The sequence below is a fragment of the Cyanobacterium sp. Dongsha4 genome (genome assembly GCF_036345015.1).
Lineage (GTDB): Bacteria > Cyanobacteriota > Cyanobacteriia > Cyanobacteriales > Cyanobacteriaceae > PCC-10605.
The window spans coordinates 2462142-2480663 of sequence record NZ_CP084098.1 but is presented as its reverse complement, the minus strand read 5'-3'; the positions used below and the strand labels follow the sequence as shown (position 1 = coordinate 2480663).

Here is an 18522-nt window from a genome sequence, read left to right as displayed (position 1 = left end):
TTTCTTAATTTCTGCTTATAATGAAATGAATAATTAAATGCGTGTGAGATAGGTTAAAGTCGTGGATGAGTTAAGGGAAGTATTAGAGTTAGCATCCGAAGAAGAAATCCATCAAGTTACTCAAATTTTGTTCTGTCGTCGTTTTAACCCTTTGGATTATTGGCAAACTCCTACCCCCCATGATATTCAGAGTTTAGATTGGCAAACATCTTTAGATTATATTGAAAATAGATTTAAGTTTTTAGCCGCAGATGGTTTCACTGTTTTACGAAGAGAGTATCATTCTTTAAGATACAAAGATATTTTAATTCGGGTATGTCGTTATCTACAAATATCTTATAGTAGAAGTATGGATGCGATCGCACTTGAGTCGGAAATCTTTTTACATTTGTTGCAAAAGGCATGGGAAAAAATGTCTCCAAGGGAGCAATATTCTTTAAGACAAAAGGTAATTAACTCTTTGGCGAATCATCCTCAACCTCAACCTTTACCTGTTAGTTTACAACATGATCCTCTCAAAATTTTAGTTAAGGGGGGGAGTTTAGTTGCCGTCAATTCCTTCCTTAAACCTTGGTTATTGCAAAAAATAGCCCAACAATTTGCTATTCATTTCGCTACATATCAAGTTACTAAAAATACTTTGATTAAAGGCAGTCTAGCCACTGCTAACCAATTACAAAGTTATGTCAGCTTACAAATGGCTAAAAGGGGTATGGTGATGGCTTCTGCCCGATATACTGCGGTGAGAAGTTTTTTTGCTTTTCTTACTCCTGCTTTATGGGCTTGTTTTTTCGCTGATTTAGGATGGAGAGCGATCGCAACTAACTACACTAGAATTATACCTGTTGTCTTTGCCTTAGCCCAAATACGTTTAACGAGAGGAGATTTCCATTAGCCGTTAATTAAAACCTGATACCTGCAACTTGCCCTTACTCGATATGCTTAAGCCCAACTAAAGTTAATATAAATCACCGCTTTCTTGTAAGGAATGTAGTCTTTGATAAATGCCCTGTTGAGCTAATAATTGTTCATGATTACCCAATTCAGCTATTTTACCTTGATCTAGGACTACTATTTTATCAGCTTCTCTAACAGTGCTGAGACGATGGGCAATAATAATAGTTGTGCGAGTACCAAAAATTGATCGCATCGCCAGTTGAATTTCCCTTTCTGATTCATAATCAAGGCTAGATGTTGCCTCATCGAAGATTAAAATATCGGGATTCATAACTAATGCCCTTGCGATGCCGAGTCTTTGTTTCTGCCCTCCTGATAGTCTTACTCCTCTTTCTCCCACTACTGTATAATATCCATCTGGTAATTCTCTTATAAACTCATCTACACGTGCGATCGCACAAGCTCTTTTCACTTCTTCAACGCTAACATAAGGATTACCATAAATTAGATTATCAAAAATTGTACCATTAAACATATCCACATCTTGATGAACAATCGCCAAACGCTTTCTATAGTTGGTAATATCAAGGTCATAAATATTTTTTCCATCCATGAAAATTTGTCCTTTTATCGGTTCAAAATAACGGTATAACAACTTAACTAAGGTTGATTTGCCTGAACCAGATTTACCTACTAAAGCAACAGTTTCATAAGGATTAATCAATAAGTTAATATCTTCCAAAACTAAACGATTTTGATTATATCCAAAAGCAATATTTTTTAATTCTATTTTTCCAGTAAATTGATAGGAATTTTGACCAGAAAAAGAAGGGGATAAACTAGAAGCATCTTCCCCAACGGGTAAATTCATAAATTCATGAAAACGAATCATTGAAGCGTAGCGACGGGCAAAAACTTCCGCTAAATTACTAATAGGTTCAATTTCACTATAAGCCATACTAGCAATGGTATAAATTGTAATGAAATGCCCCAAAGAAATTTGTTGTTTAACCGTAGGAATAAGAATAGAAATAAATACTAAAAATAAAGATAATTGAACCACAGTTCTCGACCATGTAGCTAACTTTACATAGCCCAAATGAATACGATTAATAACTACTTGATACTCACGATTAAGACGTTTTTTTTGTCTATTTAATTCCTGTGATTCTGTGGCAAAAGCCTTGACTGTTTTTATATTAGTAATAATTTCTGATGTTCGACTTTCTGTATTTTCTTGATGTTTATCTAATAACTGTTCCTCTCTAATTAGTTTTTGTAGATGAATTAAAGTAAAAATTAAAATCAATAAAAAAGAGATTATAAAACCAATAGCAATCCATTTTTCTAATAAAAGAATAACAAGAAAAATTCCAAAAACTCTGATCAACTTAGGTATTAATTGACCTGCAATTTCAGGATAAGTCCATGTATGGTTTGCAATTCCTCTGGCTACTCTCCCCGCAATTCTCCCCGGATTATTTTCATCATAAAAACTTAAAGGTAAGGAAAGTATTTTCTCTATCACTTTTTCTGAATAGTCTTTACGAGATTTTAAGGCAACTTCCCAATGAAACCAAGAAGCTATCCAAGGTTGAATAGGGGCTCTAACAACAGTAATTATAAAAATAAACATTACTAAAATTGTTAGAGATAAAGTTGTAAAATCTTTTAAATAAGGAAATAAAAAGGCTGTTTTTTCAATTAAATTATTAGTAAAATTATCAACTTTTTGTGAAGAAATAATATTAAGAATTTGTCCAATTAAATAAGGTACTATTAAGTCTAATATTTCAAATAAACCCGCAATACCAATACTAAAAATAACCGTTATTTTATAATTGTCATAATATTTAATTAGATCTCGAAATGACGCCATATAATTTATTCTTGTTGGTTTGAATTTTTCTCTTGAGAGAATATCATGAAGACTTTAGAAATAGAAAAGCTATACTAACTTAAATAAGGAATAGTGGATAATTAACCTAAGTTCGGGATAAATTTTCATCTATGAGTGAGGGCGAAAAGGGCAAACCCCTCTGTATCTCCCCTTAAAAGAAACCCTAGCACTCTAATAAGCCAACACCCCGACACCTCTATTCTAATAATTATTTATTTTGGAATGAAGGTTTCACACTCTTATTAAATGGTTTTTTCCCTTTAAAATTGTTGGTTTTTGGTACAGGTTTTACTCTTGGACAAGCATAGGGTATTACTTTTTTAATTTCTAATACATCTCCTTTTCTTTTGCATAAAACTTTATAAACGTATCCTGCCCATAATTTTTTATTTTTTACCCAATCAAAAGAATTAATAAAGGTATATTTAAACTTTTTGATAAACCCTGTTTCTTTGGCTATTTTTCGCACATCTTCTAACATCATAGAGCGCTGGACAGTAATATTTTTCTGTAATGTCCAAACTCCTGTAAATTCCCAAGATTCTTCCCCTCTGGGATTAGTGGGCATTGTGCCATCCCAAGCAATAATTTGTAAACTGACTAATTTATTATCCTTCATTTTAGGATAACCTCTAAACCAGTGATCGCCTAATAATTCTGGTTTATTGTGGGCTAACCAAAGAATACGACTATTTTTAAATGTAGCTTCTAATTGTGTTCCATCGGGAAGAATTAAGTGGAAACATTTTTCTCCTTCACTGGGGGGTATTAACATCCCACGAATTTCTGCGATCGCCTGATGACAACCATTTCCTGCTAATATTTTATAACGTTTTTTTTCTACTGGGGGCTTGTCTTTTTGATTTTTTTCCGATGGGGAATTAGTTTTATTTTTCTTTTCTTTACTACTTACTGGTTGATTTTCCTCTTTATTTGTAGTTGATTGATTTTTAGCCTTATCTTTTGTTTTATCTTGAGAGGATTGGGAGACTGTTTCTGATGTTTCCTGATTTTTGTCTGGGGAAACTTGGGTTGTGGGATTCCCCTCAGTAGATTTATCTTGAGAGTCTGATTTTACCTGAAGTTTAACGATTTCTTCTTCTGAAGGACAACAAAGACGACAAAGTTGATATTTATGTTCTAGTGCAGTTTGTAGAGAGTCGATAGTTTTCCAGCCGTCTTTATCTGGTTGACAATAGCGACAGGTTTGGGCGTGAACTTTCCCTGTGGGTGAAACATAATATATAGGGGTGGGAGAGGAATCATTTTTATTTGTCATAATCGGTGAGTAATAAAACAACTAATAATATTTTTTTGAGATCAACTTAAGTGATATTAAATTACAACTCGTGTCTCATTTTAATTTTTTTTTGCTTATTTTTCTCTAATTTCTCCAGAAAAGTTATATTCTTTTCTTACATTGTGGCTTGGTTAACTTACAGTTTGGATTACTAAATTATCATCAAGAGTTATGAAACAACATAAAATCAATTTTTTAGAATCTAGTTTCCATTATTCTTTGTTAAAGTCTAATTCTGATTCTTTAATTGTGGGAGTTGATGAAGTGGGGAGGGGTTGTTTATTTGGGGGAGTGGTAGCGGCGGCGGTGGCAATGCCTTTGAAGAAAATACATTTATTGAAGGATATTGGGGTAAATGATAGCAAAAAGTTAACAGCAAGAAAAAGACAAAGTTTAATCAATCCGATAAAAACGGTGGTTGATTGTTATTCTGTTGTGGAAGTAGATAATATTACTATTGATCAGATTAACATTTTTCAGGCTTCTCTACTGGCTATGACGAAAGCAATTCTTAATTTGTCTATTTCTCCTTATCTTTGTTTAGTTGATGGTAAGTTTACTTTACCTAATTTAGCTTTTCCTCAAATATCTTTAGTTAAAGGGGATATGCGATCGCCTCTTATTGCTTCTGCTAGTATTTTAGCGAAGGTATGGCGAGATGAAAAGATGCTCGAATATGATCAACGATACCCCAACTATGACTTAAAAAATAATAAAGGCTATGGTACAAAAAAACACCGAGATGCGATCGCACTTTATGGGTTAACTCCCTTACATCGTAAATCTTTTAATTGTGGTCAGTGAAAGAATGAAAGATAAAAAACTGTGAGAGAATTAAATATACTGATTAAACGACACAAAATTAAGCAAATTAAGAAAGAAAAATGACTTCTACTCTACTCTTAACTATACTGTTGATGATAGGTTTATTCTTTTTCATTAGAGGCAGTATCAAAGACCGTACCGAAATTGTAACCTTAGCTTGTCAAGATAACGAGGATAATATTCTTAGTTATTTACGCAATTATTTTCTACAAAGATCTTATCAGGTAAAAGCCATTGATCCAGACAAAAATAAAGTAACCCTAGAAGGCTTTGTTTCTCCTAGTATCTTCCTTGCTAGTTTTCTTAGTTTTTTAGCCGGTTGTGGCTTATTCTGTTTTGCTTTAGTCTTATCAATGTTATTTAAGATAGAATACATCTATTTTGTGGGTTTAGTAATTTTTGCTCCCCTTGCAGGTTGGTTTTATTGGCGTGGTGCTAGTCGAGTAGAGGAAGTAGCTTTTCGTTTAGATGCCAAACCAGAAAATTCCAAGGATACAATCATTACCATTCAGGCTCACCGAGATGAATTAATTGAGTTACAAAGCTCTTTTCCTTTCTCTTATACTGTGCAGGATGATTAATCAATGATGAAAACAATCTTAAAACAACTATTACTTCAACAATCTGCCTTAGGTGTGTTAACGAAGTGGCGCTATGCGATCGTATTAAGTAGTATATTACAAATTACAGCTTTTCTTTTACAAACTCCCATAGCAAAAGCAGACAGCCCTCTAACCTCAACGGATTTAGCCAGTGCCTATCAAGATTTAACCGTAATTGATACCATTCAAGAGAAAAAACCCTTACAAGGAGAAGCCCTAAGATTTCTACTCAGTAATGCTCCCCTAGACGAAAAAGCCGCCGTTATCAATAAACTAGGTTGGAATATTGACGGACAAAATAATGGTTATATTTTTCTTCAAGCCTTAGCCAAAAAGAGAGGAGTTGCTGTTAACAATCTCGTTTTAACCGACTTAACACCGAAAGATAAATTCGTTTTAGGCTACTTATTAGCTATGGATGACTATTTCAATCTTTCCCCCCTAGATATCAACAGTAATAATAATCTTTTTTCTGCAACACCCCTTGATTTATTGTCTCAAGCGGCCTTTGCTATGCCCGAAGACTTTACCGTGCATTTCATCAAATCTTTAGTAGAAGCACAACTTTACTTTGATGTCTCATGGTGTGCCATTTATCTTACCCCCCAATCCGTATTAAGAATTTTTCCCACAGAAACAAGAAATTTACGTTCTTCTGCTGTATCTCAAGCTATGGAGTATATTAATCTTTATCAGGATAATTGTTACTAGACAGGAGAATATGAGCTACGGAGCAGGTTTGACGGTTTTATGTTTTTTAAATTGACTCTGCCTTTACTAAACCTCCTGTCAAACGATGCCATTGAATATTAGCTTTAGTAATTGACATTTTTGAGAATGAAAACGCCCTGCTTATTTGGTAATTTTATACTAAGCTGAGATTTATTCAATAAAAACTCCAATATTACGGAATTTTTGATAGCGTAATTCTTTTAATTTATCTGTGGGTAATTGAGATAAATATTCTAAGTTTTCTAAAATAGCTTGTTTAAGAATTTCTGCGGTAGCAAGGGGGTCAGAATGAGCACACCCAGGGGGTTCTGGTAATATTTGATCAATGATACCTAAGTCTTTCAAATCATAGGCTGTAATTTTTAGGGCTTGGGCGGCTTGTTCCGATTTTTTCGCATCCTTCCACAAAATGGCCGCACAGGCTTCGGGACTAGCAACGGTATAGACAGAGTGTTCAAACATCATCAATTTTTCCGCAACTCCAATACCTAATGCACCCCCTGAACCTCCTTCTCCAATAACAGTACTGATAATGGGAACTTCCAGACTAAACATTTCTCTTAAATTATAGGCGATCGCTTCTCCTTGTCCTAATTTTTCTGCTTCCACTCCTGCATAAGCACCGGGGGTATCAATAAAAGTAATGATAGGCATAGAAAAACGGTTAGCGTGTTCCATTAAACGCATCGCCTTGCGATAACCTCCGGGGGATGCCATACCAAAATTACGGGCAACATTATCTTTTGTGTCTCTACCTTTTTGATGACCAATAATTACAACGGCTCTACCGTCTAAACGAGCAATACCACCAATGAGAGCTAGATCATCTGAACCTCTGCGATCGCCATGAAGTTCTAACCATTCATCGCACATAGCCTGTACATAATCGAGAGTTGAGGGGCGACGAGGATGACGAGCAATTTGTAGTTTTTGAGCTGGAGTTAAGGTACTAAAAATTTCCTGCCGTAGTTGTTCGACTTTGCCTTCTAATTCTTGTAATTGTCCTGATACGTCTAATTGTTTTTCTTCTCCTAATTCCCTAATTTGATCGATTCTCGCTTGTAGTTCTACTAAGGGTTTTTCAAATTCTAGTAAAAAAGTTCTTTTTTGTGCTGTTTTTGCCATAATAGTTTAATTTTATATATAGTTCTTTATAATTTGAGGAAAAGAAGGAGGAGAAAGGAAAGAGTGAATATTCAATGGTGATAAGTCATTTAATTACTAACCACTAATTCCTAATTAATCATCATCTATTATTAAGTATTAAAGATACGGATAACAATAAACCACTGAAAAAGTGATATTTAACCGCAATAAATTTACTATTTTGTACTAGGGAAGGGCGATCGTGATTTTCATTCACATGATTAATCATTTTTATGGCAGGAGGTAATGAAAGAAAAACAATTAAACTGCTATAGGGTAATAAATGAAGTAAAGTAAATAAAACACATAAGCCATAAAAGACCAAAGTAGAAGTTGTTAATACTTTTGCACCATTAGCAGTACCTAAACGCACGATGGGCGATTTTTTCCCCGCTTTAATGTCGTCTTCCACCTGATGAAAATGAGAGCAAAATAAAATAATCGAGGTAGAAATGCCAATTAGTACAGAAGCCCATAAACTACTAACAGAAAAATCCTGAGCTTGACTATAATAAGCAGATGCGATCGCCATTGGACCAAAAGTAATAAAACAAATAATTTCCCCTAAACCTAAATAACCGAAGCGAAAAGGAGGTCCTTGATAAGTATAGCCTAAAAAACAACAAGCGAAAATTAAACCCATTACAGTCCAATCTCCAAGCCAAAGATTAATCATGACAATTCCCATTAAACCTAAAGCAAGACAGATGTTGCTAATCCAGAAGATAAGGGAAGCATTTCCTGTTAAATTGACAACAGAATGAGCTTTATTTATATCTATTCCCGTGTAAGAGTCGAAAAAATCGTTACTGAGATTTAACCAAGCAATGATTAAGATAGCAGAGAAAAGAAAAGTAACAAAAATTAAAGGGTTAAAGACTCCCGTTTCTCCATATGCCAAAGCAGTCCCAAAACATATCGGTATCACTGCCACAGTGTACATAGGTGGTTTAATCGCCGCATACCATAATTTACTTTTACTCGGTACTTCCTCAACAATGGGCTTTATTTTTTCTTCTGCTACGCTCATAGTTAGTGATTAAATCAATTTCCCAACTATTATACTGAGATATTGCCGTACTCACATAGAAACTCAATAGGTTAATTAATCATTTCTTGAGCTTTTTATTCATTGTCTATTACTTATTCCTTTTCTCTAACATTAAATACTAATCTTCGTTACTATTTCTATAGAGGCACTCATATTGAAAACTTGATTTTAATTTTTGTTTTATTAATAACCTTAGTTCTATGGCAATTATTCCTAATCATCTTTCTGTTTTAGACTATATTCAGGAGCTTAAAAAATTAATTTTTTCCTCTAATTTTAATATTAAAAATAATTCATCCCCATCGCCTATTTTTTCTATTTCTTGTGAAGTAGAACCCATAGACCCTCTAGTTTTTATTTCAGTTTTACAAACAGATAAACAACCTATTTTTTATTGGCAAAATCAACGCAAAAAAGAAGCGATCGCAGCCATAGGAGCAATTAAAAGTTTAAACATAGATAAAACTATTTGTCATCAAAATAAGGATATTGATCGTTTTCAAAAGTGCCAAGAATTTATTAATTATAATCAAAAGTTAATCCACATTTTAAATGAAGATCAAGATAATTATCAGCCTCATTTTTTTACTTATTTTCGCTTTTTTGAACAAGCCTATAATCTTGATAATAAATCCTTTCCTTTAGCTACCATTTTTTTACCATTTATTCAATTAATAAAAAAAGACAATAAATATTCAGTAACTATTAATACTTACAATCAAAATAAGAAAGAAATTCTTAATTATCTAAAAGATAACTTTAGTGAAAAAATAGAATTAAACTATAAGGTTAATTATTCTCAAGAAAATAAAATAAACTCTCATTTGGAAAATGCTAAATATCAAGGATTTATAGATAAAGTAAACAAAGGCTTAGAAGCGATTAAATCAGAAAAATTAACTAAAATTGTAGTTGCTCATGCTTTAGAAATCAAAACAGAAAATAAATTCAACATTATAAAATCCCTAGAAAATTTAAGAAATAATCATCCTGATTGTTATATTTTTTCCATTGGTAATGAAGACCAAGAATATTTTATTGGTGCTAGTCCAGAAAGACTGCTTTCTATCAAAGATAATCAACTTGTCAGTGATGCCTTAGCAGGTTCTGCACCAAGGGGAAAGAGTGAAGATGAGGATTTTTTAATTGGGAATAATTTACTCGATAGTGAAAAAGAAAAAAGGGAACATCAAGCCGTAAGTAACTTTATTTTTAATCAACTATCTGCTATGGGCTTACAACCAAAAAAAGCATCTTTACAACTATTAAAATTATCAAATATTCAACATTTATGGACCCCAATTTATGCAGAAATAAAAGAGGAAATAAACCCCTTAGAAATTGTTAAACAATTGCATCCTACCCCTGCCGTTGCTGGAGTACCAATTGAGGTAGCCTGTCAAGAAATAGAAGTATCAGAAAAATTCGATCGCTCTCTTTATGCCGCCCCTATTGGCTGGTTAGATTTACAGGGAAATTGTGAATTTATAGTGGGAATTAGATCCGCTTTAATTAAAGAAAATTATGCCCGTTTGTATGCTGGTGCAGGGATTGTTATAGGCTCAAAACCAGAGCAAGAATTAACAGAAATAAAACTCAAATTTCAAGCCCTTTTACAAGCTCTAATTTAATGAAATGTATTGATGATTTATCAAAATTTTGTTAGGTTAAAATACACTCATGAACAAAATAGAAAAAAAATCAGCACAAATTTGATAACTATGATAGTATCTGAGTTAATTAAGTAAATATATCTATTAGACAAGAAAATTAAAATATTATTGTGTCGAGGAGTGTCAAATAAATGAAAAATCAAAGATTATCAACGGATAATTTGCCCATACAGAAAAATTACTATAATAAACCTTTAAAAATAGGTGTTATCGGTGTGGGAAATATGGGGCAACATCATACCCGTGTTTTGAGCTTACTTAAGGATGTAGAATTGGTTGGTATTGCTGATGTTAACGTAGAAAGAGGCTTAGATATTGCTAGTAAATATAGAGTACATTTCTATGAAAATTACTTAGAGTTGTTACCTCATGTGGAAGCAGTCTGTATTGCAGCCCCCACAAGACTTCACCATCAAGTTGGTTTAGAATGTCTAAGTAGAGGGGTTCATGTTCTTATTGAAAAACCTATCGCCGCTAGTATAGCTGAAGCTGAATCTTTAGTTAATGCGGCCGCCGCCTCTAATTGTATTTTACAAGTAGGTCACATTGAGAGATTTAACCCTGCTTTCCAAGAATTAAGCAAAGTTTTAAAAACAGAAAATTTATTAGCATTAGAAGCCCACCGCATGAGTCCATATTCTCAAAGGGCGAACGATGTATCTGTGGTGTTAGACTTGATGATTCATGACTTAGACTTACTTTTAGAGTTAGCTGCTTCTCCAGTTACCAAATTGAGTGCCACAGGAAGCCGAGCTCCTGAGTCCCAGTATTTAGACTACGTTACTGCAACTCTTAATTTTGCCAATGGAATTGTTGCCACTGTTACCGCTAGTAAAGTTACTCACCGTAAAATCCGCCGTATTGTAGCTCATTGCCGAAACAGTTTAACAGAAGCAGATTTTCTTAATAATGAGATTTTAATTCATCGTCAAACAACAGCTAACTATACCACTGATTATGGACAAGTTTTATATCGTCAAGATGGTTTAATTGAAAAAGTTTATACCAGCAATATTGAACCCTTACACGCAGAATTAGAGCATTTTGTTAGTTGCGTGAGAGGAGGTAATAAGCCTTCTGTGGGGGGAGAACAAGCCTTAAAAGCGTTACGTCTGGCTAGTTATATTGAGCAGTTGGCTTTAGATGGAAAGGTTTGGCAAGATTCTTGTTTAGATTTAGGGCAATTAAACGGCGAGATTATTAGTCTTTAGTTCGATTTTAGGTTTTAGGTTTTAGGTTTGTGGTTAAATTTTTCCATAAGCATTAGAAATTAGTAACTCAACACCACTGTATTCGATACGAGAAACTTGTCTAGACTCTGCTTTTGGTAATTAAAAACCTTATCATACCAAGGCTTTAAGCATTATTTAACATAAAAATCAATTCTTATAGCGAAAGTATCCAAATTAACCTCATTACTCCGTACCTGTTTTTTACATCCTTGACATCATTTTTTTATCAAACTCTACTCATGTGAGTTAAAAACCTCAGTTAATAGGTTCTCTTTTCTCTTCAATAAATCTTTTTACCCCCAATGCAAATAAACCAACTGCCACCATTAAAAATAAAAAAGTTGCCATGGTAGTTACTCCCATAATTAATGTTCTTACTGTACTAGCAATATTTGCCGCTAAGGGATTATTAAATTTAATCGGCATATTAACATAGGTCAATATTACGGATTTGGTCAATAAGTAAGCCGCTACGGCTAAACCTCCAGAAATAGCACTTCCTGTCATGCAACGTAGGGGAGTTATTTTTTCCTGTTCTACTTCGGGGCTAGGGATGATTGGCTCTTTTTTTTCGTTGTCTGTCATAAACTCTAATTAATCACAATCTTTAAGGGGATTCTAGCAAAGATTTAAGAAATAAATGAAGCAAGGGGCAGGACAATTAATGACAATTAATAATTGACAATTAATAATTAATGAACTTCTCCCCAATACTTCAAATCTTAAACCATTAACCGTATAACTTATTCTGTTACTTCCAAACCGAAAACACGATTGATAGATTTTTCCACTTTATAGCCAGAATCAATAGTTTCTAAGGGATCTTTTCTAAGACGATGACGTAAACATAGGGGCATTACTCGACGAATATCATCAACAGTTACTTCAGTACGAGATTCAAAGGCTGCGATCGCTTTTGCGGCACGATTAGTTACAATATCTCCTCTAAGACCATCAACGTCTAATTCTGCACAAATTTCAGAAATTTTGACTCTAATATCATAATCAATCGTTACTTGAGGTAAAAGATTTTGAGCATCTACTAATTTTCTTTGCAACTCTTCTTGTTTTTCTTGATATTGTGCAAGGAATTCTTGAGGATTGCGATCGAATTCTGCTCTTTGTTCGACAATTTGCACCCTTAAGTCTGGTTCTTTCACCGTACGAATTTCTGCGTGCATTCCAAAACGATCTAACAACTGAGGGCGTAATTCCCCTTCTTCTGGGTTTCCTGAACCAACTAAGACGAAACGGGCAGGGTGACGAATAGAGATACCTTCTCTTTCTACTGTATTCCAACCACTAGCGGCGGAGTCGAGTAAAACGTCCACAAGGTGATCATCTAAAAGGTTAACCTCATCCACATAAAGAATTCCTCGGTTAGCTTTTGCCAATAGCCCCGGTTCAAAGGCTTTTACCCCTTCAGATAATGCTTTTTCAATATCAATTGTTCCACAAACACGATCTTCTGTTGCACCTAAAGGTAAGTCAACCATTGGTACTTTTTTACGTGCGATCGCAACTTGTTCTCCATTCTGGATTTTTTCTTTTACCTCATCACCCATCAACTCAAAATCTGTGGCAGAAGAATTGTAGGGATCATTTTCTGCTACTTCAATTTCAGGTAATAAATCAGCTAACGCACGAATAGTTGTGGATTTTCCAGTGCCTCTATCTCCCATAATCATTACCCCACCAATTTTGGGGTCAATGACATTAAGTAATAAGGCAAGTTTCATTTGCTCTTGACCAACAATAGCAGTAAAGGGAAAGACTAAACGACGATTTTTTGGAGGTGCTTCTAAAGTTGCTGTCATAATATTAAAAAATAAAATTTTCTAAAAGTTTGATATAAAATTGCAATTACAGAAAAATTGTCTTTAATTGTGCAGACAAATTCCCACTGACTACGATAATTTCCGATCTCTATCTTAGCGAAAATGCAAACTCTTCTATCATAGACTTCTTATAGGTCTCACACAAGGGCTAAATCAGTAACTTTTAGTCTTTACTTTGAAATAATTTGAAGATTGATATTGTTTATCAGGTGTAAATTTGCTCTTCAAATCAGTAACCCTAAAAACGAAAACCCCCCACCGAGTAGGTAGAGGGTTGAATTGTTAATTACTTAACTGAAAGATAAAGCCGATTATCAACCGAACTTACCAGCAGTAGAAGCAATCAAGAACGCCGCATAGGTTAAGATATAGCCGATAGTAAAGTGAGCTAAACCAACCAAACGAGCTTGAACGATGGATAAAGCAACGGGCTTATCTTTCCAACGAACTAAGTTAGCTAAAGGAGTGCGCTCATGAGCCCAAACGATGGTTTCGATTAATTCTTGCCAGTAACCACGCCAAGAGATTAAGAACATGAAACCAGTCGCCCAAACGAGGTGTCCGAATAAGAACATCCACGCCCAAACAGAAAGGTTGTTTACACCGTAAGGGTTATAACCGTTGATTAACTGAGCAGAGTTCGCCCATAAGTAGTCTCTGAACCAACCCATTAAGTAGGTAGAGTTTTCGTTAAACTGAGCAACGTTACCAGTCCAGATACCGAGGTGTTTCCAATGCCAGTAGAAGGTTAACCAACCTAAAGTGTTGAGCATCCAGAACATAGCGAGGTAGAAAGCATCCCAAGCAGAGATGTCACAAGTACCGCCACGACCAGGTCCATCACAAGGGAAGGAGAAACCGAAGTCTTTTTTGTCGGGCATTAATTTAGAACCACGAGCATCTAAAGCACCTTTAACAAGAATTAAGGTGGTGGTATGTAAACCGAGGGCGATCGCATGGTGTACTAAGAAATCTCCAGGTCCAATATTGAGGAACAAGGAATTAGTACCACTGTTAATAGCATCTAACCAACCAGGTAACCATACAGCACTAGCGGTAGAAGCAACACTATCAGGATTAGATAGCAAAGCATCGAAACCGTAGAGAGCTTTACCAGAAGCCGCTTGAACGAATTGAGCAAACACAGGCTCGATTAAGATTTGTTTCTCAGGAGTACCGAAAGCAACCACGACATCATTGTGAACATAAAGTCCTAAAGTGTGGAAACCTAAGAATAAAGATACCCAACTTAAGTGAGAAATAATCGCCTCTTTGTGTTCGAGCATACGAGCTAAAACGTTATCTTTGTTCGCTTCAGGATCGTAGTCACGGACAAAGAAAATAGCACCGTGAGCAAAAGCACCTACCATTAGGAAACCAGCGATGTACTGGTGGTGAGTGTAAAGTGCCGCCTGAGTGGTGTAATCCTTCGCAATAAAAGCATAGGAAGGCAAAGAGTACATATGTTGAGCCACCAAAGAAGTGATAACTCCTAAACAAGCAAGGGCTAAACCTAACTGGAAGTGTAAAGAGTTATTGATGGTGTCATAAAGTCCTCTGTGTCCTGCACCTAATGCTCCACCAAAAGGAGTTCCTTGAGGAGGATTGTGAGCGGATAAGATGTCTTTGATGCTGTGACCGATTCCCCAGTTAGTGCGGTACATATGACCTGCCACGATGAAGATAACGGCGATCGCTAAATGGTGATGAGCGATGTCAGTTAACCAAAGAGACTCAGTTTGAGGATGGAAGCCACCTAAGAAAGTTAAAATCGCACTTCCCGCACCTTCAGAAGTTCCAAATACATGACTAGCAGTATCAGGATTTTGAGCATAAACGCCCCAATTACCAGTGAAGAAAGGAGCTAATCCTGCGGGGTGAGGTTTAACACTTAAGAAGTTATCCCAACCTACGTGTACACCACGAGATTCGGGGATTGCTACGTGTACTAAGTGACCAGTCCATGCTAAAGAACTAACACCGAACAAACCAGCTAAGTGGTGGTTTAAGCGAGATTCAGCATTTTTGAACCAAGAAAGGCTAGGACGGAACTTAGGTTGTAAGTGCAACCAACCAGCAAACAAGAACAGAGCGGAAAGAATTAAAAGGAATACCGCACCTTGGTATAAGTCTTGATTGTTGGTCATCCCGATGGTGTAGAACCAATGATAAACACCAGAGTAGGCGACGTTTACAGGACTAGAAGCACCTGCTTGGGTGAACGCATCAACTGCACCTTGACCGAAATGAGGATCCCAAATCGCATGGGCGATGGGACGAACGTTTAAAGGATCTTTGATCCACTGCTCAAAATTGCCCTGCCAAGCAACGTGGAATACAGTACCAGAAGTCCAAAGAAAGATGATTGCTAAATGACCGAAGTGAGAAGCAAAAATCTTTTGATAAAGATTCTCCTCAGTCATACCGTCATGAGTTTCAAAGTCATGAGCAGTAGCAATTCCGTACCATATTCTTCGTGTAGTTGGATCTTGGGCTAAATCTTGGCTAAATTTGGGAAATTTAGTTGCCATAGCTTTTTTTAGGAATTCTCCTGTTACACAATCAGAGTCAACGTTTAAAATACGCTGGTCAATTTTGGATTTTATCTTGCCTAGCCCTCGGAATTAAATTTATTTAAAAGAAACTAGGCAAGGAATTAAATTGATTTTTAAATGTTAGTTAATAGTGAAGAATCTAAGATAAATATAGACTTTCAACTATTAACAATTATTGTTAGTAAAAACGGCTTTATCTGTTATTTTATAACTTATTTTGCCGTAGATTTTCCCACTAAATTAGTGAAAGTTTACATTCTTAACCTACGGATAGAATCCGACAGAGGAAGAATGCCCAAGTAGTCACAATTCCTCCTAAGAGATAGTGAGCCACACCTACCGCACGGCCTTGAACAATACTCAAAGCGCGAGGTTGAATAGCGGGAGCTAACTTGAGTTTATTATGAGCCCAAACAATGGATTCGATTAATTCCTGCCAGTAGCCACGTCCACTAAATAAGAACATTAAGCTAAAAGCGAAGACAAAGTGACCTGCTAAGAACATAATGCCATAAGCAGATAAAGCAGAGCCGTAAGAATTAATTACATTAGCCGCTTGTGCCCAGAGGAAGTCTCTTAACCAACCGTTGATAGTAATTGCACTTTGGGCAAAGTTACCACCAGTAATGTGAGAGACGCTACCATCAGGTAATACTGTACCCCAAACATCAGATTGCATTTTCCAACTGAAGTGGAAGATAACAATAGATAAAGAGTTGTACATCCAGAATAAACCTAAGAAGACATGATCCCATCCAGATACTTGACAAGTACCGCCACGACCAGGACCATCACAAGGGAAGCGGAAACCTAACTCAGCTTTATCAGGGATTAAGCGAGAGCTACGGGAGTACAACACACCTTTGAGAAGGATTAAAACGGTAACGTGAATGGTAAACGCATGGATATGGTGAACCATGAAATCAGCAGTACCTAAAGTGATAGGCATCATCGCAACTTTGCCACCGACGGCAACAACGTCTCCACCGAATACAGGGCTAACACCAGCACTAGCGAAAGGAGCGGTTGCACCAGCCGCAGCGGCGTGAAGTCCTTGAATCCATTGAGCAAAAACAGGCTGTAATTGGATAGCGCTATCAGAGAACATATCTTGAGGACGACCTAAAGCTCTCATGGTGTCATTGTGAATATACAACCCAAAGCTGTGGAAGCCTAACCAGATACATACCCAGTTGAGGTGAGAAATAATAGCGTCACGGTGACGAAGTACTCTGTCTAAGAGGTTATTAACATTCTTAGCAGGATCGTAGTCACGAACCATGAAGATAGAAGCATGAGCTCCTGCACCTACAATCAAGAATCCACCTATCCACATATGGTGAGTAAAGATAGATAATTGAGTACCGTAGTCGGTAGCGAGGTAAGGATAAGGAGGCATTGCGTACATATGTTGAGCAACAATGATGGTCAAAGAACCTAATAAAGCGAGGTTAATTGCCAATTGTGCGTGCCATGATGTGGTTAAGATTTCATAGAGTCCTTTGTGACCTTCACCAGTGAAGGGTCCTTTGTGACCTTCTAAGATTTCCTTCATGCTATGACCGATACCCCAGTTGGTGCGGTACATATGACCTGCGATGATGAATAATACTGCGATCGCCAAGTGATGGTGAGCGGTATCAGAGAGCCATAAGCCACCAGTAACAGGGTTCAAACCACCTTTGAAGGTTAAGAAATCAGAGTAAACACCCCAATTCAAAGTAAAGAATGGTGTTAAACCTTGCGCGAAGCTGGGATATAACTCAGCCATTTTCGCAGGATCGAGGATAAACTCATGAGGTAAGGGAATCTCGTTAGGAGCAACACCTGCATCTAATAACTTGTTAATAGGTAAAGATACATGGATTTGGTGACCTGCCCATCCTAAAGAGCCTAAACCGAGTAAACCTGCTAAATGGTGGTTCATCATGGATTCCGCATTTTGGAACCATTCCAACTTGGGAGCGGCTTTATGGTAATGAAACCAACCGGCAAAGAGCATTAAACCAGCCATAACTAAACCACCGATGGCAGTACAGTATAACTGATACTCGTTGGTGATACCAGATGCTCTCCATAATTGGAAGAAACCAGAGGTAATTTGAATACCGTGGAAACCACCGCCTACGTCGGCATTGAGGATGTCTTGACCAACAACAGGCCAAACAACTTGTGCGCTGGGTTTAATATTTAAGGGATCTGCTAACCAAGCGGAGTAGTTAGAAAACTTTGCTCCGTGGAAGTACATTCCACTTAACCAGACGAATACTACTGCTAAATGACCAAAGTGAGCACTGAAGATTTTACGAGAAATATCTTCTAAGTCACTGGTTTGACTATCAAAATCGTGTGCATCGGCGTGAAGATTCCAAATCCAAGTGGTGGTTTTGGGACCTCTAGCTAAAGTACGATCAAAATGTCCGGGTTTACCCCACTTCTCGAAAGAGGTAGGTACTGGATCTTTATCTACAATTACTTTAGCTTTCGCCTCTTTTTGAGGGCTTACTGTCATGAGGGATTCCTCTCTCGACAAATACTTAAACTACTACATTACTGAAGATGATAAGGGCTATTTGTCACCATTGTGGTTCTTGCTTAACAATATTTAAAATTTATTTAACATTCCCTCAGATAAGGCTTTGGTTTTTAATCCTTTCTCATTTAAGTCAAGATTTTGTTACTTTTCTTTATAAAGTCTATCAATGTTTTAGTTATGGTCTTTTAAGGGGATAAAAAATAAAAAGATGGAGATGAATCTTTAATATTCATGG

14 protein-coding genes are annotated in these 18522 nt (G+C 36.2%); 6 read left to right on the top strand and 8 right to left on the bottom strand.

Annotation, left to right across the window (positions count from 1 at the left end):
* Nucleotides 1-61 precede the first annotated feature (61 nt).
* Complete coding sequence (locus Dongsha4_RS10850; RefSeq protein ID WP_330202411.1) at nt 62-895, top strand: YaaW family protein; 834 nt, start codon at nt 62-64, stop codon at nt 893-895.
* 63 nt (nt 896-958) lie between these two features.
* Here Dongsha4_RS10850 and Dongsha4_RS10845 read toward each other — a convergent pair whose 3' ends face one another.
* Complete coding sequence (locus Dongsha4_RS10845) at nt 959-2776, bottom strand: ABC transporter ATP-binding protein (protein WP_330202410.1); 1818 nt, start codon at nt 2774-2776, stop codon at nt 959-961.
* Between the two features lie 229 nt (nt 2777-3005).
* On the bottom strand, nt 3006-4076 hold the full coding sequence (locus tag Dongsha4_RS10840) for a hypothetical protein (RefSeq protein WP_330202409.1): 1071 nt from the start codon (nt 4074-4076) through the stop codon (nt 3006-3008).
* Nucleotides 4077-4268: 192 nt separating this feature from the next.
* Here Dongsha4_RS10840 and Dongsha4_RS10835 point away from each other — a divergent pair, with 192 nt between their 5' ends.
* The 3 genes from Dongsha4_RS10835 to Dongsha4_RS10825 all read left to right on the top strand — a co-directional run bounded on the left by Dongsha4_RS10835 (nt 4269) and on the right by Dongsha4_RS10825 (nt 6235).
* Nucleotides 4269-4901, top strand: a complete 633-nt coding sequence (locus Dongsha4_RS10835) for a ribonuclease HII (protein ID WP_330202408.1) — start codon at nt 4269-4271, stop codon at nt 4899-4901.
* An 80-nt stretch (nt 4902-4981) separates the two neighbouring features.
* Nucleotides 4982-5503: a cofactor assembly of complex C subunit B gene (locus Dongsha4_RS10830; RefSeq protein WP_330202407.1), complete on the top strand. Its 522-nt coding sequence runs from the start codon at nt 4982-4984 to the stop codon at nt 5501-5503.
* A gap of 3 nt (nt 5504-5506) precedes the next feature.
* Nucleotides 5507-6235, top strand: a complete 729-nt coding sequence (locus Dongsha4_RS10825; protein WP_330202406.1) for a hypothetical protein — start codon at nt 5507-5509, stop codon at nt 6233-6235.
* Nucleotides 6236-6406: 171 nt separating this feature from the next.
* On the opposite strand, the gene Dongsha4_RS10820 is transcribed toward Dongsha4_RS10825, so the two are convergent.
* Both Dongsha4_RS10820 and menA read right to left on the bottom strand, forming a co-directional pair.
* Nucleotides 6407-7381 (bottom strand): acetyl-CoA carboxylase carboxyltransferase subunit alpha, encoded by a 975-nt coding sequence (locus Dongsha4_RS10820; protein ID WP_330202405.1) that lies wholly within the window; start codon nt 7379-7381, stop codon nt 6407-6409.
* Nucleotides 7382-7502: 121 nt separating this feature from the next.
* Nucleotides 7503-8432: a 2-carboxy-1,4-naphthoquinone phytyltransferase gene (gene menA, locus Dongsha4_RS10815; RefSeq protein ID WP_330202404.1), complete on the bottom strand. Its 930-nt coding sequence runs from the start codon at nt 8430-8432 to the stop codon at nt 7503-7505.
* A 221-nt stretch (nt 8433-8653) separates the two neighbouring features.
* Between menA and Dongsha4_RS10810 the strand changes: the two genes are divergently transcribed.
* Together Dongsha4_RS10810 and Dongsha4_RS10805 are read left to right on the top strand one after the other, a co-directional pair.
* The gene (locus tag Dongsha4_RS10810) at nt 8654-10084 is read left to right on the top strand and encodes an isochorismate synthase (protein ID WP_330202403.1); all 1431 of its coding nucleotides are present in this window, start codon (nt 8654-8656) and stop codon (nt 10082-10084) included.
* Nucleotides 10085-10257: 173 nt separating this feature from the next.
* Nucleotides 10258-11337, top strand: coding sequence for a Gfo/Idh/MocA family oxidoreductase (locus tag Dongsha4_RS10805; RefSeq protein WP_330202402.1), 1080 nt, complete (start codon nt 10258-10260; stop codon nt 11335-11337).
* Nucleotides 11338-11613: 276 nt separating this feature from the next.
* Here Dongsha4_RS10805 and Dongsha4_RS10800 read toward each other — a convergent pair whose 3' ends face one another.
* From Dongsha4_RS10800 to psaA, 4 genes are all read right to left on the bottom strand, one after another.
* Nucleotides 11614-11943, bottom strand: coding sequence for a DUF3082 domain-containing protein (locus Dongsha4_RS10800; protein WP_330202401.1), 330 nt, complete (start codon nt 11941-11943; stop codon nt 11614-11616).
* Nucleotides 11944-12101: 158 nt separating this feature from the next.
* Complete coding sequence (gene bchI / locus Dongsha4_RS10795) at nt 12102-13175, bottom strand: magnesium chelatase ATPase subunit I (RefSeq protein ID WP_330202400.1); 1074 nt, start codon at nt 13173-13175, stop codon at nt 12102-12104.
* Between the two features lie 335 nt (nt 13176-13510).
* Nucleotides 13511-15727: a photosystem I core protein PsaB gene (psaB, locus tag Dongsha4_RS10790; RefSeq protein ID WP_330202399.1), complete on the bottom strand. Its 2217-nt coding sequence runs from the start codon at nt 15725-15727 to the stop codon at nt 13511-13513.
* Between the two features lie 283 nt (nt 15728-16010).
* The gene (gene psaA / locus Dongsha4_RS10785) at nt 16011-18263 is read right to left on the bottom strand and encodes a photosystem I core protein PsaA (protein ID WP_330202398.1); all 2253 of its coding nucleotides are present in this window, start codon (nt 18261-18263) and stop codon (nt 16011-16013) included.
* Nucleotides 18264-18522 lie beyond the last annotated feature (259 nt).

Coding starts and splice junctions, on each gene's coding strand:
- menA (WP_330202404.1), bottom strand. CDS start 8,432: ATGAGCGTAGCAGAAGAAAAAATAAAGCCCATTGTTGAGGAAGTACCG.
- Dongsha4_RS10835 (WP_330202408.1), top strand. CDS start 4,269: ATGAAACAACATAAAATCAATTTTTTAGAATCTAGTTTCCATTATTCT.
- Dongsha4_RS10820 (WP_330202405.1), bottom strand. CDS start 7,381: ATGGCAAAAACAGCACAAAAAAGAACTTTTTTACTAGAATTTGAAAAA.
- bchI (WP_330202400.1), bottom strand. CDS start 13,175: ATGACAGCAACTTTAGAAGCACCTCCAAAAAATCGTCGTTTAGTCTTT.
- Dongsha4_RS10805 (WP_330202402.1), top strand. CDS start 10,258: ATGAAAAATCAAAGATTATCAACGGATAATTTGCCCATACAGAAAAAT.
- Dongsha4_RS10825 (WP_330202406.1), top strand. CDS start 5,507: ATGATGAAAACAATCTTAAAACAACTATTACTTCAACAATCTGCCTTA.
- Dongsha4_RS10840 (WP_330202409.1), bottom strand. CDS start 4,076: ATGACAAATAAAAATGATTCCTCTCCCACCCCTATATATTATGTTTCA.
- Dongsha4_RS10800 (WP_330202401.1), bottom strand. CDS start 11,943: ATGACAGACAACGAAAAAAAAGAGCCAATCATCCCTAGCCCCGAAGTA.
- Dongsha4_RS10810 (WP_330202403.1), top strand. CDS start 8,654: ATGGCAATTATTCCTAATCATCTTTCTGTTTTAGACTATATTCAGGAG.
- Dongsha4_RS10830 (WP_330202407.1), top strand. CDS start 4,982: ATGACTTCTACTCTACTCTTAACTATACTGTTGATGATAGGTTTATTC.
- Dongsha4_RS10845 (WP_330202410.1), bottom strand. CDS start 2,776: ATGGCGTCATTTCGAGATCTAATTAAATATTATGACAATTATAAAATA.
- psaB (WP_330202399.1), bottom strand. CDS start 15,727: ATGGCAACTAAATTTCCCAAATTTAGCCAAGATTTAGCCCAAGATCCA.
- psaA (WP_330202398.1), bottom strand. CDS start 18,263: ATGACAGTAAGCCCTCAAAAAGAGGCGAAAGCTAAAGTAATTGTAGAT.